The organism is Methanosarcina sp. 1.H.A.2.2 (assembly GCF_000979975.1).
Lineage (GTDB): Archaea > Halobacteriota > Methanosarcinia > Methanosarcinales > Methanosarcinaceae > Methanosarcina.
Genome location: NZ_JJQL01000033.1, coordinates 1 through 16,711, shown reverse-complemented (window position 1 = coordinate 16,711; position 16,711 = coordinate 1). Strand labels below are relative to the sequence as shown.

Annotated in this window: 14 protein-coding genes; 7 read left to right on the top strand and 7 right to left on the bottom strand. The window is 44.6% G+C overall.

Features of this window, described 5'->3' with window-relative positions:
- The first annotated feature begins 9 nt into the window (after positions 1-9).
- The 7 genes from mtaB to EO93_RS04905 all read left to right on the top strand — a co-directional run bounded on the left by mtaB (position 10) and on the right by EO93_RS04905 (position 9,647).
- Positions 10-1,395, top strand: a complete 1,386-nt coding sequence (gene mtaB / locus EO93_RS04935; protein ID WP_048133546.1) for a methanol--corrinoid protein co-methyltransferase MtaB — start codon at positions 10-12, stop codon at positions 1,393-1,395.
- 52 nt (positions 1,396-1,447) lie between these two features.
- A complete protein-coding gene (locus EO93_RS04930; RefSeq protein WP_048161309.1) occupies positions 1,448-2,032 on the top strand; it encodes an acetate uptake transporter in 585 nt (194 codons plus the stop codon).
- 467 nt (positions 2,033-2,499) lie between these two features.
- Positions 2,500-3,264: a cation diffusion facilitator family transporter gene (locus EO93_RS04925; RefSeq protein WP_235284115.1), complete on the top strand. Its 765-nt coding sequence runs from the start codon at positions 2,500-2,502 to the stop codon at positions 3,262-3,264.
- Between the two features lie 293 nt (positions 3,265-3,557).
- The gene (locus EO93_RS04920; protein ID WP_048161308.1) at positions 3,558-5,573 is read left to right on the top strand and encodes a hydantoinase/oxoprolinase family protein; all 2,016 of its coding nucleotides are present in this window, start codon (positions 3,558-3,560) and stop codon (positions 5,571-5,573) included.
- 161 nt (positions 5,574-5,734) lie between these two features.
- The gene (locus tag EO93_RS04915) at positions 5,735-7,663 is read left to right on the top strand and encodes a hydantoinase/oxoprolinase N-terminal domain-containing protein (protein ID WP_048133549.1); all 1,929 of its coding nucleotides are present in this window, start codon (positions 5,735-5,737) and stop codon (positions 7,661-7,663) included.
- 152 nt (positions 7,664-7,815) lie between these two features.
- Positions 7,816-8,601 (top strand): winged helix-turn-helix domain-containing protein, encoded by a 786-nt coding sequence (locus tag EO93_RS04910; RefSeq protein ID WP_048133550.1) that lies wholly within the window; start codon positions 7,816-7,818, stop codon positions 8,599-8,601.
- A 257-nt stretch (positions 8,602-8,858) separates the two neighbouring features.
- Positions 8,859-9,647 (top strand): winged helix-turn-helix domain-containing protein, encoded by a 789-nt coding sequence (locus tag EO93_RS04905; protein WP_048133551.1) that lies wholly within the window; start codon positions 8,859-8,861, stop codon positions 9,645-9,647.
- Between the two features lie 352 nt (positions 9,648-9,999).
- Here the strand turns inward: EO93_RS04905 and EO93_RS04900 are convergent, their stop codons facing one another.
- The 7 genes from EO93_RS04900 to EO93_RS04870 form a co-directional block, all read right to left on the bottom strand.
- Positions 10,000-10,413, bottom strand: coding sequence for a cell surface lipoprotein (locus EO93_RS04900; RefSeq protein WP_048133552.1), 414 nt, complete (start codon positions 10,411-10,413; stop codon positions 10,000-10,002).
- A gap of 108 nt (positions 10,414-10,521) precedes the next feature.
- The gene (locus EO93_RS17895; RefSeq protein WP_048161307.1) at positions 10,522-11,139 is read right to left on the bottom strand and encodes a hypothetical protein; all 618 of its coding nucleotides are present in this window, start codon (positions 11,137-11,139) and stop codon (positions 10,522-10,524) included.
- A gap of 239 nt (positions 11,140-11,378) precedes the next feature.
- Positions 11,379-11,846 carry a hypothetical protein gene (locus EO93_RS04890; RefSeq protein WP_048161306.1) on the bottom strand — a complete coding sequence of 156 codons (468 nt, stop codon included), beginning with the start codon at positions 11,844-11,846 and terminating at the stop codon, positions 11,379-11,381.
- A gap of 133 nt (positions 11,847-11,979) precedes the next feature.
- A complete protein-coding gene (locus tag EO93_RS04885; protein WP_156161236.1) occupies positions 11,980-12,378 on the bottom strand; it encodes a hypothetical protein in 399 nt (132 codons plus the stop codon).
- A 322-nt stretch (positions 12,379-12,700) separates the two neighbouring features.
- Positions 12,701-13,351, bottom strand: a complete 651-nt coding sequence (locus EO93_RS04880; protein ID WP_048133556.1) for a hypothetical protein — start codon at positions 13,349-13,351, stop codon at positions 12,701-12,703.
- Between the two features lie 10 nt (positions 13,352-13,361).
- Complete coding sequence (locus tag EO93_RS04875) at positions 13,362-15,989, bottom strand: VWA domain-containing protein (protein WP_082107566.1); 2,628 nt, start codon at positions 15,987-15,989, stop codon at positions 13,362-13,364.
- Positions 15,928-16,602, bottom strand: coding sequence for a hypothetical protein (locus tag EO93_RS04870; protein ID WP_048161305.1), 675 nt, complete (start codon positions 16,600-16,602; stop codon positions 15,928-15,930). Before EO93_RS04870 ends, EO93_RS04875 begins: the two co-directional genes overlap by 62 nt.
- Positions 16,603-16,711: the final 109 nt, after the last annotated feature.

Sequence of the window (16,711 nt, the reverse complement as noted above, 5' to 3'; positions counted from 1 at the left end):
GGGAGCAAAATGGTAAAGAAATACACTTCAATGGCTTACGCTAAAGCAGATGACATGCTTTTCGGGAACTCAAAATACCCCGTAAAGGCAGGCCTTGGCCTCGAGATCGGTGCTGGATACACAACTCCTGAACTGAACTATGCCCCGAGACCTCAGGCAGGCAAATCTAAAGACAAACTCATAAAAGAATACGAAAGGATTACCACCGACGCAATGGCAAGAATGGTCCAGATCGGTGCACCTTCAATCGTACTCGAAACCGAACACGTCGAGCAAATGTCCAACAACCCCGACTGGGGAGGCGCTGTTGCACATGCCCAGAAGACCATCATGGAAGAATACCACGATGAATACGGCATAAAGTGCGCACTCCGCCACACAATCGGTGACATCCGTGAAGACCGTGACTATCTCCAACTCAGAGGAGACAAGTACACAACCTTTATGGAAGCCTTTGAACAGTGTGCCCAGAACGGTGCTGACATGCTTTCCGTAGAGAGCATGGGTGGTAAGGAAGTATTCGACTACTCTATCCTCAGGAACGACACTGCAGGTATCCTCTTCGGTATCGGTGTGCTCGGCAGCATGGACATGGAAATGATCTGGTCCGACATTGCAGACATTGCAAAGAAGAACGGAGTAGTTGCAGCCGGTGACACAGACTGTGCCCAGGCAAACACTGCAATGTTCATCGCAGGCGGTCTGCTTGACAAGAACCTTGCCCACACAACTGCAATCGTTGCAAGGGCAATATCTGCATCAAGGTCCCTCTGTGCATATGAAGCAGGCGCAACTGGCCCCGGGAAGGACTGCGGATACGAAAACACCATCATAAAATCCATCTCTGGTGTACCAATTGCTCAGGAAGGTAAGACTTCCACCTGCGCCCACTCTGACGTAATGGGTAACCTGACCATGCAGTGCTGTGACCTCTGGTCCAACGAATCCGTTGAATACCACGGTGAATTCGGCGGTACCACAGTTCAGTGCTGGTCCGAGACTCTTGCATACGACTGTTCCATGATGAACACCGCTCTGAAACTCGGAAAAGGAAAGGACCTCAGGGACATCCTCACACTCTCTGACAAGTACAGAGACCCACAGGGATATGTCCTCGCCTATGACAACGCCTACAAGGTAGGACAGGCAATTGCAAAGGACGGAAACAACAACTACCTCCGTTCCAAGAACGCTGCAATTGAGTGCTGTAACATTGTAGAAGAAGGCATCAACTCCGGCAAGCTCAGACTTACAAGGTTCGAAACCAATGCTCTTGCAAAGGTTAAAGCCGACCTTGTAGCCCTTACCGATGATGCTGAAAAGTTCATGAGTGAAAGCCTGACTAAATACAAACAGGAAGTTGCAGTTTTCAGACCTGAAAACTACGGGCTCTAAGCCCTAAACTTCTTTTTTTAATTTTTTAAAAAATGGCTTCAGGGGAATGATCATGAGCGAAAACGTAGGAACTTCTACCATAATAATCGACAAAACTGCAAATGCCGCCCCTCTCGGCTTTACCGGCCTGGGCCTCGCTGCAGTCCTGTTGAGTCTGAGCTACATCGGCGTATACCCTGTGGAGTCAATGATTGTCTCCATGGCAATATTCCTGGGAGGATTTGCCCAGGTGTTTGCAGGAATCATGTCCTGGAAGAAAGGAGATATTTTTGCAGGAACTGCATTTTCGGCATTCGGCCTTTTCTGGTTCTCACTGGCCGGACTGCTTGTAATGCCTGCAATGGGCTGGGCGGAAGCCTCTTCTGGAGCCGCTATGGCCGCATATCTCTTCATCTGGGGTGTGTACACCTTTGTTATGTTGATCATTACAATGAAGATCGGAGTCAGAGCCCTTCAGTTTGTATTTGTGACATTATTTATACTATTTATGCTGCTTGCCGTTGTAAACGCAACCGGAAGTACCGGGCTGCTTGTAGTGGCTGGATACGTTGGACTTATTATGGGTCTTGGATCTCTGTATACGGCTCTTGCCATGGTAATGAATGAAGTTCATGGAAAGACAGTTGCTCCACTCTGAAGATAAAGTAATGACAGCATAAAACCCTCAGTAAAAAAGGTATCTGAGGAATACCTACACCAACCTCGAAGGCCTACAAAACCCACAAAAAAGACAGGGCAAAAACAGGACCGAAAGCCCGAAAAAGTTCTCAACCCTTGAAGACACAGGTTATAAATCTGTGTTTTCAATATACTCACCCTCTCCGAGATATCTGGATTTTAGTGGCTGAAAATGCTGCGTTATGTACCGCGGCAGGGAAAATGTAGGCCTTCGAGGTCTTATAAATTTTTAAAATTATTTCAATAATAAAGCAATCTCTTTTCAACCCGGTCAAATGGGCCCGCTTTATAAAGGAGGATTAAAACAATCATTAAGGGGAATTTCGGATGAAAGCGGACAAAAATTTGAATAACCTCCGGAACAGATCATATACCGGGCTTTTTTTTAGTCTCGTACTAACTTTTGTTAAATTGAGTGCAGGACTGTTGGGAAACAGCACAGCACTTCTTGCGGATGCAATCCGTTCCTTTTCAGAGTTAATCGGCGAATCCGTAAAACTTCTGGACCATTTTATTACCAGCAAACCCGAAGACTGGAACCATAATTATGGATATGGAAAAATTACGACCCTCTTTACGGGAGCAGGAGCATGTGTGCTTCTTTTTGCTGGAGTACAATCATTAACTCTAGCTTCAGGAGAGCTACTTATGTTTATACAGGGAAGAGGGACAGAAACCCCTGAAATGTTTGCACTCTACGCAGCTGCTTTTACCCTTGTATCAAAAGAAATTATTCATTTTTTTAATAGGAGAGCCGGAAAGCAAACTGAGGGTATTTCCTCAGAAATTGACTCTTATACCAGAAAAACTCACATCAGAAGTCTATTTTTTTCATGTTTTGTTACTCTGGGCATAGGATGCACGTTTCTCCCCGGAAAAAATTGGGCTATAGCTGATTCTCTTATTGCAGTTCTTTTAAGCCTTTACCTTCTCGGAACCTCGAGCAAGCTCCTCTACGGTACTGCCAACGAACTCATAGAAGCTTCCCTTGATGAAGAAAACAATCGGAAGATCAGGGAGATAATAAACAGAACCGAAGGAGTACTGGATTCCAGCGAGCTTAAAACAAGGAGGATAGGAAACGGGATAGCAATTAATGCTTGTATTACTGTAAATAACTCTCTGAACATTCAGGAAGTTGCAGAGATTGCAGACCTGGTGGAAACGAGACTGAAAACAGCCTATGGGTAGGGCATATATACCCTTATAAAAGCAGAACCTGCCCTTGAGAGAAATTGTTTTTTCCAGAAAAAGATAAGAAGTTCTGAAATCAGATATCCATTTAGCTACTACATGTTTAACAACTATTCAGATTAAAATAATAATAACAAGCTTTAACCAGCCGGAATCTGACCATGAGCCAGAGCCCGAAAACTGGCCAGGTTGTTTAATAGTATCTTAACAGAAACATTACTAGAAACTAATAATTTTCCGAAACGCCTGAAGAAGCCGCTATCCAATTCACAAAAGAGGTAAGTAAGAAAATGCACTTCAGTCTTGGAATCGATGCAGGGGGCACCTATACTGATGCCGTTATCATAAGGGATTCTGATGGAGAAGTAGTTGAGGCGAGCAAAGCTCTGACGACCTACCCCGACCCCCTGCCGGGAATGAAAAATGCAATCGACAGACTGGACCCCGGCTATCTTAAAGACATAAAGCTCGTATCCGTCTCCACCACCCTGTCCACAAATACGATTCTGGAAAACACCGGATTTCCGGTAGGGCTGATCATGATCGGAGACTATGTGATCCCGGAGAACCTGCCAACAGACTACTGGGTAGCAGTCTCAGGCGGGCATAACAGCGATGGAGAAGAACTAAAAGCCCTGGACCTTGGTTCCGTAGAAGAATTCGCCCTCAAAGTACAGAATAAAGTTTCTGCTTTTGCGGTTTCTTCGTATTTCAGCAACCGAAATCCCGAGCACGAGCTTGCCGTCAAAAAAGCTGTAAAGGAACTTACCGGGCACCCGGTTGTTTGCGGCCATGAGCTATCCCAGGATCTTGGAGCCTATGAAAGGGCCATAACTGCTTTTCTGAACGCTCAGCTAATCCCGATTACCCATAAGTTTATCCAGTCAATAATCAAAGAATTTGAAAGCCGCGGGATCAGCGCAAACATGCTGATGCTAAAATGCGACGGGTCAGTAGTTGGAATCGAAGAGGCTCTGGAAAAACCCATTGAAACTATTTTTTCAGGGCCTGCCGCGAGCCTTGTGGGGGCCTCTCACCTCAGCAGACTTGACACATGCGCTGTTATTGATGTTGGGGGCACGAGTACGGACGTAGCCATGATGCAGAACGGGCTCCCACAACTCAGTAGCGCAGGTGCGGTAGTCGGAGGCTGGCAGACCCGTGTAAAAGCTATCCGTATGGAGACCTCAGCAACCGGAGGAGACAGCCATATATGGCTTAAGGGCGACCGGATAAACTTAGGTCCCCGCCGGGTTATTCCTCTCTGCAGGGCTTCTGCCATATATCCCGAATTCAGGGAGAAACTTAAGCATAACAGGGTAGCAAAAGGTTATCTCTGTGAAAACATCCAGGTAACGAAATTTTTTGTCCGTACGGATTTCAGGCCTATTGAGCTGAAAGCAGGAGAACGTGAGATATACAGGCATATCGGAAAAGAGCCTGTTTCCTTCGGAGACCTGCTAATAGCACTGAAAAAACGCCCCTCGCCTTCAATGCTCGATTCACTTATACAGAAAAGGCTGATTCAGGCTATAGGTTTTACACCCACCGATGCCCTGCATGTCCTTGGGGAATATACCGAATGGGATGTAGAAACTGCAAGGATAGGGGCTTACATGCTCGGAAGGCCGCTGAAGCTAAGCCCGGAGGCTTTCAGTGCTGAAGTAAAGCGCAGGGTTGCGCACAACATTGCCGAAGATCTTATCGCATATCTGATAGAAGGAATGCCCAGGTCCGAGATTGACAGAGTACTTATGGGAAAGAACTTTACGCGGTTTAGAATAGAAATTCCTGTGGTCCTTCTAGGAGGGCCTGCATGGGCATATGTGGAAGAACTGAGTAGACTGATTAATGCCGGGTTCATAGTTCCCGAACACGCTGATGTTGGCAATGCAGTTGGCGCCCTTGTTGGGAAAGGAATCAAAAGGGTAGAGATTCTCATAAAAACAAGACTTGTTTCCAGGTCAGGGGAAGAAAAACCTGAAGATGATGAGGAATACGGCATAGCTCCGGAGAGTGAAATTATAGAAAGTGCTCTTCGGCAAGAAAAGAAAAACGAGTTTATTGTATTTTCCCCTTCAGAAAGGAAGAAATTTGAAATATACGGCGAAGCTCTGGAATATGCAGAAAAGCTGGGGAAACAGCTTGTCATGGATTACATGATCAGTGCAGGGCTTGAAAAAGAGGACATAAAGATAGATGTCAGCAGGAAGCACCTGGCGCCCAGCGGCTGGACAGATGTGCCTCTGGAAACAAAACTTGTTTTTGTAGGGGTCGGCGTTCCGAAAAACACAGTAACAGGCTGAAAGGAAAAGAATAAAACAAACTTTCGTGATAGAAATTTATAAGCAGGGAGATATATATCTGAAGCAATATCTTAATACATCCGGCTAAAAAGAGAAATGAATACAGCTAAAAAAAGATATAGATCACTTAAAATAGAGTAAAAAATGGGGCTGTTTTGACAATGCAATATAGTCTGGGTATTGACGCAGGTGGAACATACACTGATGCAGTTATCTTAAGGGATTCGGATAGCCGGATCCTTGATACAAGCAAAGCGGTTACCACCTATCCGGACCTTATGACCGGAATTCGAAATGCAATGGATAAGTTGAATCCGGAATACCTGAAGAAAGTAAAACTTGTGTCGGTTTCCACAACTCTTTCAACAAATACCATCCTGGAAAGGACAGGGTATCCTGTGGGCCTGATCCTTGTAGGAGATTACACAATCCCCAAGGAACTCCCAGCCGACTACTGCATTACGGTTAGAGGCGGACATGATAGCAACGGAGAGGAACTCCACCCGCTTGACATAACTGCGGTAGAACAGTTTGCTGTGAGTATGAAAAAGAAAGTCTCTGCATTTGCCGTTTCTTCCTATTTCAGTACCAGAAACCCGGAACATGAGCTCAAGATAAAGAATGTAATCCTTAAACTGACAGGGCATCCTGTGGTCTGCGGGCATGACCTATCCCAGGAACTGGGAGCCTACGAAAGGGCAGCAACCGCGGTCCTGAACGCCCAGTTAATTCCCATAACCTATCAGTTTATCCATTCAATTATCGCCGAAGTAAAGGAAAGAGATCTTGATGCGAAGGTCCTCATGCTGAAATGTGACGGCTCAGTCATAGACATAAAAGGAGCAAAACTGCGCCCCATCGAAACGATATTTTCAGGCCCTGCTGCAAGTATTATGGGAGCCTCACACCTTTCAGGACTTGACACATGTGCCGTAATCGATGTAGGCGGGACAAGCACCGATGTATCTATAATAGAAAACGGAATCCCTAAACTTTGTGAGAGAGGCGCCATCGTGGGAGGCTGGCAGACCCGGGTAAAGGCAATCAAAATGGAAAGCTCTGCAAACGGGGGAGACAGCCATGTATGGTTCAAGAAGTGCGTGAGGATAGGCCCAAGGAGAGTCATGCCCCTCTGCTTTGCTGCAGTAAAGTACCCCAATTTCAAGGAGAAACTTGAAAAAAACCCGGTACCCCTTAGAACCATGCTCAATGAGCATATCCAGCCAACAAAGTTCTTTGTCAGCACCGGTGTTACACCCATCAACCCCACCGAAAGTGAGAAGAAATTACTGGAAGTTATAGGAAACGAACCTCTTTCCATTCATGATATCCTAAATAAAATGAAACGTTTCCCCTCTCCTGCAGTTCTCGACTCACTGATGCAACAGCGGCTGATCCATGCAATAGGCTTCACACCTACGGATGCCCTCCATGTCCTTGGGGAATATACGGAATGGGATGTCGAAACCGCACAGATAGGAGCCAAAAAACTTTCCCGCTTTACTCAGATGGGGGTCCATGCCTTCTGCAAAAAAGTGAAGCAGCAGGTTGCCAGAAACATGGCTTACAGCCTGATGTCCTTTATTATGGAAGGAAGGGGAAAAGACGGAATAAAGAAGATGCTGGAGGGAGAAGTCCCCGCCCAGTATAAGATAAATATCCCCATCGTCCTGCTGGGAGGGCCGGTAAAAGCCTATCATGAAGAACTGAAGGCTCTGATTGATGCAGAAATCATAGTCCCTGAACAGGCTAGAGTAGGCAATGCGGTTGGAGCCCTTGTGGGAAAAGGAATCAAAAGAATTGAAATAACTATAAGGCCCAATTTAATGGAAAATCCGGACCAGAATTTTCTGGTGTTTACCCCGGCTGGAAGGAAAAAATTCGAGCAGTACAGGGGAGCAGTGGAATACGCTCACAAGGTCGGAGAAGAACTTATTCTGGATTCAATGAAAGATTTCGGGCTTCCGGCCAGCTCAATAAAGATAGACACCAGCATAGAGTATCTCTCTCCACCCGGCTGGAAGCATACGCCAATGGAGACAAAGATGACCTTTGTAGGAGTCTGTGCACCTGGTTTTTCAAAGGATTAAAATTGACAATTCTGTATCCCCGTGTAAAAATGATTGACTTGAAAAACTCCGGAGAAATGCGGAAGTTGACATTGAACAGCCAAGAAGCAGCCTGCCGGGAAAAAGGATCGGCGGCATATAGCAAGATAGTACACCACAGGAAGTAAGGAGATATGGAATCTTCACTTATTGATCTTGTTTTCCGCTCCGATAAAAGAAAAAACCTTCTTATACTGCTGGATGGAGGCTCAAAAAGCATTGATGAGGTCAGGACAGAACTTGATGTTACCGCCACGTCGATTCTTCCACAGATAAAGAAACTCATAGACAGTGACCTTATAGTGCAGGAAGACAGGATGTACAAACTCACAGTGCTGGGAGAGTTTATCATCAAGAAGGTAAAGCCACTGATAAGTGCCCTTGAAGTCGTGGAAAAAAATAACTGTTACTGGACAAACCACGACCTGAACTCAATTCCCCGCCATCTTCTGGAGCGAATATCCGAGCTTGGAGACTGTACCCTTGTCGAACCCGACCTGAATCACATATATGAACCATCTCCGAAAATAATAGACAGTATGGTCAATGCAAAGCGAGCTTCGACCCTTGCTTCTTATTTCAATCCTGCCTATCTACCCCTGTATGTTGAACTCGGAAGAAAAGATGCCGAGATTTCTCTGAATTTCACACAGTCAGTCTGGGACCATCTCTCAAACGAGCACTCAAATATGATAAAAGAAGTAATGGGCATGGATAATGTAAGTCTGTATGTTTCCAAAGAAGGAGTAAAAATTACAGAAATTACAGTAACTGACAGAATAATGCTCCTGGGGCTCTTCGATAAGAATGGAAAATTTGACCAGCAATTTATTATGAGCTTTGAGCCCAGCGCTCTTCGGTGGGGCCAGGAATTATTCGATTATTTCAAAAGGCTTTCCAGGCAGGTAAAAGAGATCTGATCTGAAGAAGACCCATAAAAGAGAAAATATGCAGATGAACCCTACAACTAATAAAGATAATGAAAAATAATTATATTAGTAATCCGTTGCATAAAAAAATGGCAATTTTCGATCTGTCCCCTCGCTCATGCTCTGAAAGCCAATCTATGGAAAGAATATCAATTTTGCGAGTAAAGCATGACAGGTGCACAGATTCTGGGTATAGAGATATATACAATGTTAGATATAATAAGATGAAAAATAAGAGAGGGAATTAGATGGAGTCATCATTACTGGATGTTCTCTTTCTTTCAGAAAAAAGGAAAAACCTCCTTCTACTGCTTCTGGACGGACCAAAGAACATCGAAGAGATTAAAAATACACTCGATGTGCGCTCAAGCCCCATAATGACCCAGATAAAGATCCTGATGAAGCAGGACTTAATTGTCGAAAACGACCGGCTCTACAAACTTTCCAGTATCGGAGAGATTCTTGTCCCCAAGATGAGAGCAATCCTTGAAACTTTTAATGTCTTCGATAAAAACCACGATTACTGGATAAACCAGGATATGACGTCAATTCCTCCTGAATTCCTGGATAGTATCGGAAAGCTTGGAGACTATAGTGAAGTAAACCCTGACCGAAACCATGTGTTCGAGTACCCAAAAGAAGTCGTAAAACACCTTTCCGAATCCGAGAAGGTAATGATCTCATCTTCATTTTTCCTTCCGATTTATCCTTCGCTCTGTATAGAGCTTGCAGCAAAGGGTACGGATATTACACTTGTATTCACGGAGTATGTTTATGACAGGATGCTCAACGACTACAAAAAAGAGCTTGAACATTTCCTGAACTTAAAATACACTAAACTCTATGTCTGCAACAACAATAATATGAAAATCGCATCAAGCATAGTTACAGAGAAATTTATGGCCCTATCCCTCTTTTGCAATAGCGGGATCTATTACAACCATAACCTGGTAAGTTTTGACGACAGCGCACTTAAATGGGGAAAAGAACTTTTTGACCATTATAAAGGCATGGCAAGGCCGATTACAAGGGTCTGAGAGGAATCTCACCTCCATTAAAATTCCAGATTAAATAACTCTTTAAACAGATCAGCGTTTAAACAGATCAGCTCTTAAAAGGTACTGCCCCCGCAAGCAGTAGAAGGCTCCTTTTCCGAAGAGAGCTTTAAGAGAGCTTTCTTAAAACAATCCTCTAATGCTTTTTTTTCCATATGGGTTCATAAAAAGCCTGATACTTCGGCCTGTGAACGAGTAGTATGACGGTCATTCATCTGTAATCATTACTGGTTAATCCTGAAACTCTGCCTCATAAAACTTTGCCCGACCGCGCAGAAGACGGATATCAATAGAAAAAAAGCGGTGTTTTTAAAATAAGGGAGAACAGAGGTTCTCAGTTCACCCTGATAGTTACGTTCATTTCCGGAGTGTCTTTTATAGTGAAAAGGTAGGTCCCGGGAGTGTTAAAAGTATAGCTATAAGGAACACTGTAAGCCATTTCCTGATCAGAAAAGAGTCCTTCTTCACTTACAAGGACATAGGTCCCCTGCCTTTTGCCGCTCCACCAGGAAACTGTGTCCCCTGCCTGGACATCCAGTTCTGAAGGCCTTATTACTTTATAATACTCAAGGCGGACAATATGCTCCTCTCCAGCCCCTAAGGGCACATTTTCTTCCTGCTCCGTTACACCGGCTTCCGGAGCCGGAGTATTGGATTCATCAGTCACAGGTCCCGTATCTTTCCCAGAACAACCTGAGGAAAATAAGAACACAAACACCAGAAGTAAAACCAGAATTTTCCCTTTCATGAATATCACCATCTTTTAGCCTTTATTTATAAGGGAACTGATATTCATTATCTTTTTGATAGACTTAAGAAATTAGTGAGAAAGAAGCGGGAAAAACAAGGAATAAGATCAAAAATTAGATAGAAAGTAAGGGAATTTCAGGAGTTTTAAACCAAAAAATTCGGTACAAAAGATAAAAGAAAAAATACAGGGTGCAGGGCTCCCACCTTCAATACCGCATTCCCCGAAGACTGCGCCAAGAACAATTGCACGACCGATTTCAAGGGTACCGGATTCGGGTTCGATGCTGGCAGGAGAGAGGAGATACTCGTCTTCGGAGTCGGAAAGCCCGTCCCTGTCGGTATCTTCAGAGAAGGGGTTCGTGCCAAGTTCATATTCTTCCAGGTCGTCAAGGAAATCATCATCGCTATGTTCTGTGGTCGGATCGCTGAATAGTTGGAAGTATTGTTTGCCGTTATACTCGACGAGTTTGCCGGCTTCTTCCCCATCAAGCAGTCCGTCCCCGTCAGTATCAGGATTCTCAGGATCAGTGGTGTACCAGTTGCCAAAGCCGTCCCTGAAACCGGTGGTTTCGGTGATGTCGGGAATGCCATCATCATCTGTATCTGTTGGCTCGATTTCTTCAGAGATCGTCCGGAAGACGTCAGGCAGGTCTTCGGCAGTCGAAACGGAGAAATACTGTCCGCCTGTGGCCGTTGCAATGCCTGTGAGTAAAGCGGTGTCCACATCGCTACCAAGGCCGACGGTGTAGACGGTGATGTTGTTAGCGATTGCCTGCTGGGTGTAGGAATCACTGTAGGAGCACTACTTATCTGGTGTGAATAAAAAAGAGATTGCAGATCCAATTTCAATTGAAGTTGAATCTGTTTGTTCAATTTGCAATACATAGGCTTTTAGTCGTGAAGTTGGCCCGAAAGTGCCTGAAATCCGAAGGTCCTTACAAAACTCTTTTTTAAATCAAAATATCAGTTTTCCTTTTTGACTTTACGAGCATCCAGACGCCCTTCAGCTTTTACATAGTCACCAATTTTGAGATCCGATTTTTTGGGGATTTGTACTGCGACAAAAATCCCGCAATCGACGATTCCATGCTTGTAACCTGTTGCCTCTTCATCGTACCAAATACCGTCCTTATAATACTTGTAAATTATTGGGAAAAACTCCTTTATTTCTCCTGACAACCTGCAATGAGCTTCAAAATGCTCTGTAGAAACAATATTTTTTTCTCCACAATTTATTATATCAAGTTCAGTTGTCATTAATGACAATTGTATCTCCGTCATTTCTCCTTTCACAAAATCTCCTTCAGTAAGGTAATCAGAAATGAAACAATTCAGTTTAAAGGTATTTATTCCAATTACGATTTCCTCTTCATAGGTTTCTTCATTTTTATCCACTTGAAGAATTTTTACATTCACTCCATATTGTTTCATAGTAATTATCCACCATATTTTCTTCCTGGATTCCCAAAATTTAAGCGCATGTATCTATTCTATAAGCATATTAACTCGATGTCAATAGAATTTTTGCACCTAAAAAGGGGCAGAAGTTAGGTTTATCGTGTAATTAATCATCTGCGTGCGCAGTCATTACTCTACCAGGGCTTATACCAGTTGACCTATCACTTACACCTACACTAAACGGTGCTAATACTCCATTTTTATCGGGGAATTCTTTTGTATATGTTATGCGATCTCCGGGGACATATTTGGTGACCTGCCCATCTTTCATTGTCTCATAAATCATTTGTTCAACCTTTTCTAGTGGTACTGGTCCAAATTTATCTCTTATTTGCTGCAATCGTTTCTCTCTAATAATATGCAACCACCCCCATGAATTTTCAAGTCCTTCTCCAAGCCATGCAAGTCTTCCATCGCAAGCCCTCAAAACACCCATAGTTTTTTGTAAGTCGACTCCTCGTTCAGCTAATACTATCAAATCATCTACATGTGCCCCAAGGTTCAAATTCAGTAATCTCGTAGCTGCATTGTCAAACAGAACATCAAGAATAACCTTTTTCGCCTGATTCAGTGGCACATACTTAAGAAGTGGGACCACTACTTTCTGGACGTCATTGAGCTTCGAAGAATACTTCCCGAGGAAAAGAGTGAGTGCTGCCCCTGTTTTTACTCCATCTCCTATACCTGATAAAGCACCTGCCGCATTCAGGGCTGCACCAAGCTCGTCACCATTAATTAGAGCCTGTACCGCATCCCGTAGCGTACTTTTAATAAAATGATATACACCGGGTAAGGGTAAACAGAATATTTTCTGTAACCCACAATCATCAATTTATATGCAGCCACCAATATTTGGCAGGGGCAAATGGTTCATAAGAAGGGTATTCGTCAAGACCCATACATTTTAAAATGTCATCAAGGTCCTTTTTGAAAATATTATCCATTTCTTGGACTTTGTTCTTTAATCCTTCAATGTTGAGTTTTCCATCCAAATATTCAAATAATATTTCTATATACGTTCTAACGCTAATTAGTATGTCAAATTCATACTCATCAGCAAAAAATAGTCCTTTATTCCTATTGAGAAAATATTCTTTATATAATGGATCGAGTTCTTCGTTTGCCCTAAAAATATCTTTATATTTTTGAAAATCCGAGAAATATTCTTCGTACGTACCAATTAAGCCCTTTAAATCATTGTAAAGAGGATTTAAAAAATCCTCTTTATAGTCTTTCTCATAAGCCTTAAACTCTTCATCTATTTTTGATACTTCTCTCTCAAATTGGCTTGTGTTACATCCTATTTTCCCAAGAGAATCTAATATCCAGAATATTCCTTTTCTATTGTATAATGGAAAAAATGGAGTTTTAACTCCATAGGGTCCCACTTTTTTTGGATCTGTTTTCATTTCAGTTATAGAATCCCGATAATACTCTAGATATCGTCTAAGCGCATCTAAGAGATACTTTTTGTCCATTTATTCACCTTCATATAAGCCGAATAAATCTGTTTGGATTGTTATCTATTTCCTTGGCAGCTCTTATAAACAGGGTTGCAATCTGGCCGTCTTTATTTCCTGCTACGAATTTTCCCGTGGAACGTTCGTACACCCCTAATGTGCCATGCAAAGTATCATAGTATTTTTCCACACCGACTTGTTCATTGATCAGTGCCATCGCCATATCAACATACTGTTGTTTCCCAACTAGATCAGACGGATTTCCGCTTAAACTGAGTTTTTGCCCATGTTTTGCAAAATGATAATCCAGATTCGCAGCTGATCCTATATTTCCAGGTGACCAAACACCTGTATACACTTTTTCCAGTAAAGTTCGGACTTTATTCAGGTCCACGCCTTTATCGAAAAGTTTTATGAGCGTATCGACTGAAACGCTGTGAGCAGTATGCAAAGCAGAAGCTGCATCATCACACAGGGAATCCATTACTTTTAATGCAGTATAGGGCGGCAAATCATCAAGAACTTTACTCAGTACTTTACAGACCTCAAAGATTTTTGTGGGATATTTAGAAACGAAGAGACTGATGGCTGCACCTGTTTTCACCCCGTCTCCTACACCTGACAATGCACCTGCGGCATTCAGGGCAGCGCCCAATTCGTCACCGTTGATGAGAGCCTGCACAGCATCTCTTGCATCAGCTACAGCCCCGGCAACCGGAACCAGTGAAAAGCCAATCCAGCCCACAAGGTAGTATGCAGAAGATGCGATCTCACTATCAACAAACCCAGCTAAACTTCCGCCTTCAATGCCGCATTCCCCGAAGACTGCGCCAAGAACGATTGCGCGGCCGATTTCAAGAACTCCGATTTCGGGTTCGATGCTGGAAGGGGAGAGGGGATACTCGTCTTCAGAGTCGGAAAGCCCGTCCCCATCCGTATCTTCAGAGAAGGGGTTCGTACCTAGTTCATATTCTTCCAGGTCGTCAAGGAAATCACCATCGCTATGTTCTGTAGTCGGATCACTGAATAGTTGGAAGTATTGTTTGCCGTCACAATTGGCGAGTTTACCGGCTTCCTCCCCGTCAAGCAGTCCGTCCCCGTCAGTATCAGGATTCTCAGGATCAGTGGTGTACCAATTACCAAAGCCGTCCCTGAAACCGGTGGTTTCGGTGATATCGGGGATGCCGTCTCCGTCGGTGTCGGTTGGCTCGATTTCTTCAGAGATCGTCCGGAAGACATCAGGAAGGTCTTCGGCAGTTGAAACGGAGAAATACTGGTCACCTGTGGCAGTTGCAATACCTGTGAGCAGAGCGGTGTCCACATCGCTACCAAGGCCGACGGTGTAGACGGTGATGTTGTTGTTTATTGCCTGCTGGGTGTAGGTATTGCTGTAGGTGCCCTGACCGTCGGTGAGCAGGATTACCATCCAGGCGTGTTCGGAATCCCCGGAATTGATAAGGTGGCTGTTTGCGGTGTTCATACCGGCGCCGATGTTCGTTCCGCCGGAGGCATCAAGGCTGTTTATGGAAGAATTTACGGCATCGAAGTCACTGGTAAGGGGACGGATAAGCCTTGAATAAGAGTCAAAGTCGACGACTCCTGCCCGGTCCCCGGGGAGGAGAGCCCCAACGAAGTTCTTTGCAGCGGTTTTCCGGTAACCGTAGGGGTCGTTCCAGCTCATGCTGCCCGAACTGTCCATTGCAAACATGACGTCCACATAGACCACATCGACTCCACCGCCTCCTCCCCTGCCAAGGTTCATCTCGGCGTCGAAAAGGGCGTTCCAGGTAGGGACATAGAAGATCGCAAAGGTCGAGAAGTGGGACGTGAGGCCTGTTACGGTATGGTTTGCCGGGTCAACAGTGGATTCCACGGGCTCGAAAGTGCCGGCACTCTCATTGAAATAAAATACGGACAGGTTTGCCGGGTCAGGCACTTTTGCAGGGTCGTAGGGGATTGTTACCTGTGCATTCTCAAAAGTCCTGTTCTCCAGGCTCAAGTCCACTACAGGACTCACAAGTGCCGAGACGTTGGTAAACAGTTCCGAGGTTTCCTCGTATATGACAACTTCTTTTGCAAGGTCTCCAGTACCCTCTATTTCGACTTTGACCCCGAGTGCGTCATCTGTCAGAGCGGAAACATAAGTTTCATCCCCGTCAGGTATCCCGTCCCCATCGCTGTCCGGGTTCAGGGGATCGGTCCCGAGGCGCAGTTCACTGTCGTCTGAAAGCCCGTCTTCGTCAGTATCCGTTAAAAGCGGGTCCGTGCCTGAGGAATTTACCTCAAAGCTGTCGGAAAGCGTGTCTTCGTCACTGTCTGCGCGCAGGGGATCGGTCCCGTACTCCTGCTCTTCCAGGTTAGTAAGGCCGTCCGAATCAGGGTCTTCCTGCGCATCAGACACTCCGTCTCCGTTTGAGTCCCCTGAATTTACATCAGTCAGGAGACCCATTCTCATAAGTTCGAAATAATCTGAAAGCCCGTCGGAGTCCGTATCCTCTTCAAAGGGGGAAGCTCCTATACGGGACTTTACAAACGCAGGTAGCTGGCCGCCAAGCATTTCCATCCCGTCAGAAATCCCGTTTCCGGCCTCGTTTTCAGGGGTCATGGTTGAGTCGGAGTCGGGGTTCAGGGGGGTCAAAGCCCAGCAGGTATTCATAAGATTCCGGCAGCATGTCCCCGTCCAGCAGGAGAGTTGCCGAGTGCACCCGGCCAGCGAGATCGCTTCCTGAAACAGTAATATTAGCGGGGCCTGTAAGGTTCAGTTCGGTAGAGAAATTCCCGTTTTCCAGAGGAAGAACAGAAGTTATTCCATTGAAGGTAAGACTGATATCGGAAGTTATTAGAGTGTCAACAAAACCCGAAACATCAACAGTTCCGGAGGAAAACGTGTCATCGGAAGGAGAATTAATCGTAATAAAAGGAGATTCGTCTTCTATCCAGAGCGTAATCTGGCTTCCGGGAACACTCCGCATTTCAACTTCAATATTAATGTCGTTTTCAGGTTCAAGAGATATACTCTTCTGGATCAAGTCTACGTTCTGGTTGAAGTCTGCCGGCCCGACTACGGGGACCCCGTTCAAAAAAATAAAAGAACTGCTGCTTGTATTTATTGCTCCGTCACCGTTTCTGATACAGAGGGTATAATTCTCATGAACATGATCCAGTGAAAAACTATCGTTTACTCTAACGGGTTTTCCATCCTCTCGTTCAAATTGTGCAGGCCCGTAGACTGTTGAAGCCATTACTGCGGGACTGAAAATAGAAACCATTATTATCGCTGCTAGTGTCTTAGAAACTTAATTATGGTGCATAATATTTAGACATTTTCTCATCAGCAACTTTTCTCGTAAACTTCCAGTTGATCTTATTTTCATGTTC

Bases quoted from the DNA above. Each gene is read 5' to 3' on its own strand.
- mtaB (WP_048133546.1), top strand. From the start codon at position 10: ATGGTAAAGAAATACACTTCAATGGCTTACGCTAAAGCAGATGACATG.
- EO93_RS04930 (WP_048161309.1), top strand. From the start codon at position 1,448: ATGAGCGAAAACGTAGGAACTTCTACCATAATAATCGACAAAACTGCA.
- EO93_RS04920 (WP_048161308.1), top strand. From the start codon at position 3,558: ATGCACTTCAGTCTTGGAATCGATGCAGGGGGCACCTATACTGATGCC.
- EO93_RS04915 (WP_048133549.1), top strand. From the start codon at position 5,735: ATGCAATATAGTCTGGGTATTGACGCAGGTGGAACATACACTGATGCA.
- EO93_RS04910 (WP_048133550.1), top strand. From the start codon at position 7,816: ATGGAATCTTCACTTATTGATCTTGTTTTCCGCTCCGATAAAAGAAAA.
- EO93_RS04905 (WP_048133551.1), top strand. From the start codon at position 8,859: ATGGAGTCATCATTACTGGATGTTCTCTTTCTTTCAGAAAAAAGGAAA.
- EO93_RS04900 (WP_048133552.1), bottom strand. From the start codon at position 10,413: ATGAAAGGGAAAATTCTGGTTTTACTTCTGGTGTTTGTGTTCTTATTT.
- EO93_RS04890 (WP_048161306.1), bottom strand. From the start codon at position 11,846: ATGAAACAATATGGAGTGAATGTAAAAATTCTTCAAGTGGATAAAAAT.
- EO93_RS04880 (WP_048133556.1), bottom strand. From the start codon at position 13,351: ATGGACAAAAAGTATCTCTTAGATGCGCTTAGACGATATCTAGAGTAT.
- EO93_RS04875 (WP_082107566.1), bottom strand. From the start codon at position 15,989: ATGAATACCTGCTGGGCTTTGACCCCCCTGAACCCCGACTCCGACTCA.
- EO93_RS04870 (WP_048161305.1), bottom strand. From the start codon at position 16,602: ATGGTTTCTATTTTCAGTCCCGCAGTAATGGCTTCAACAGTCTACGGG.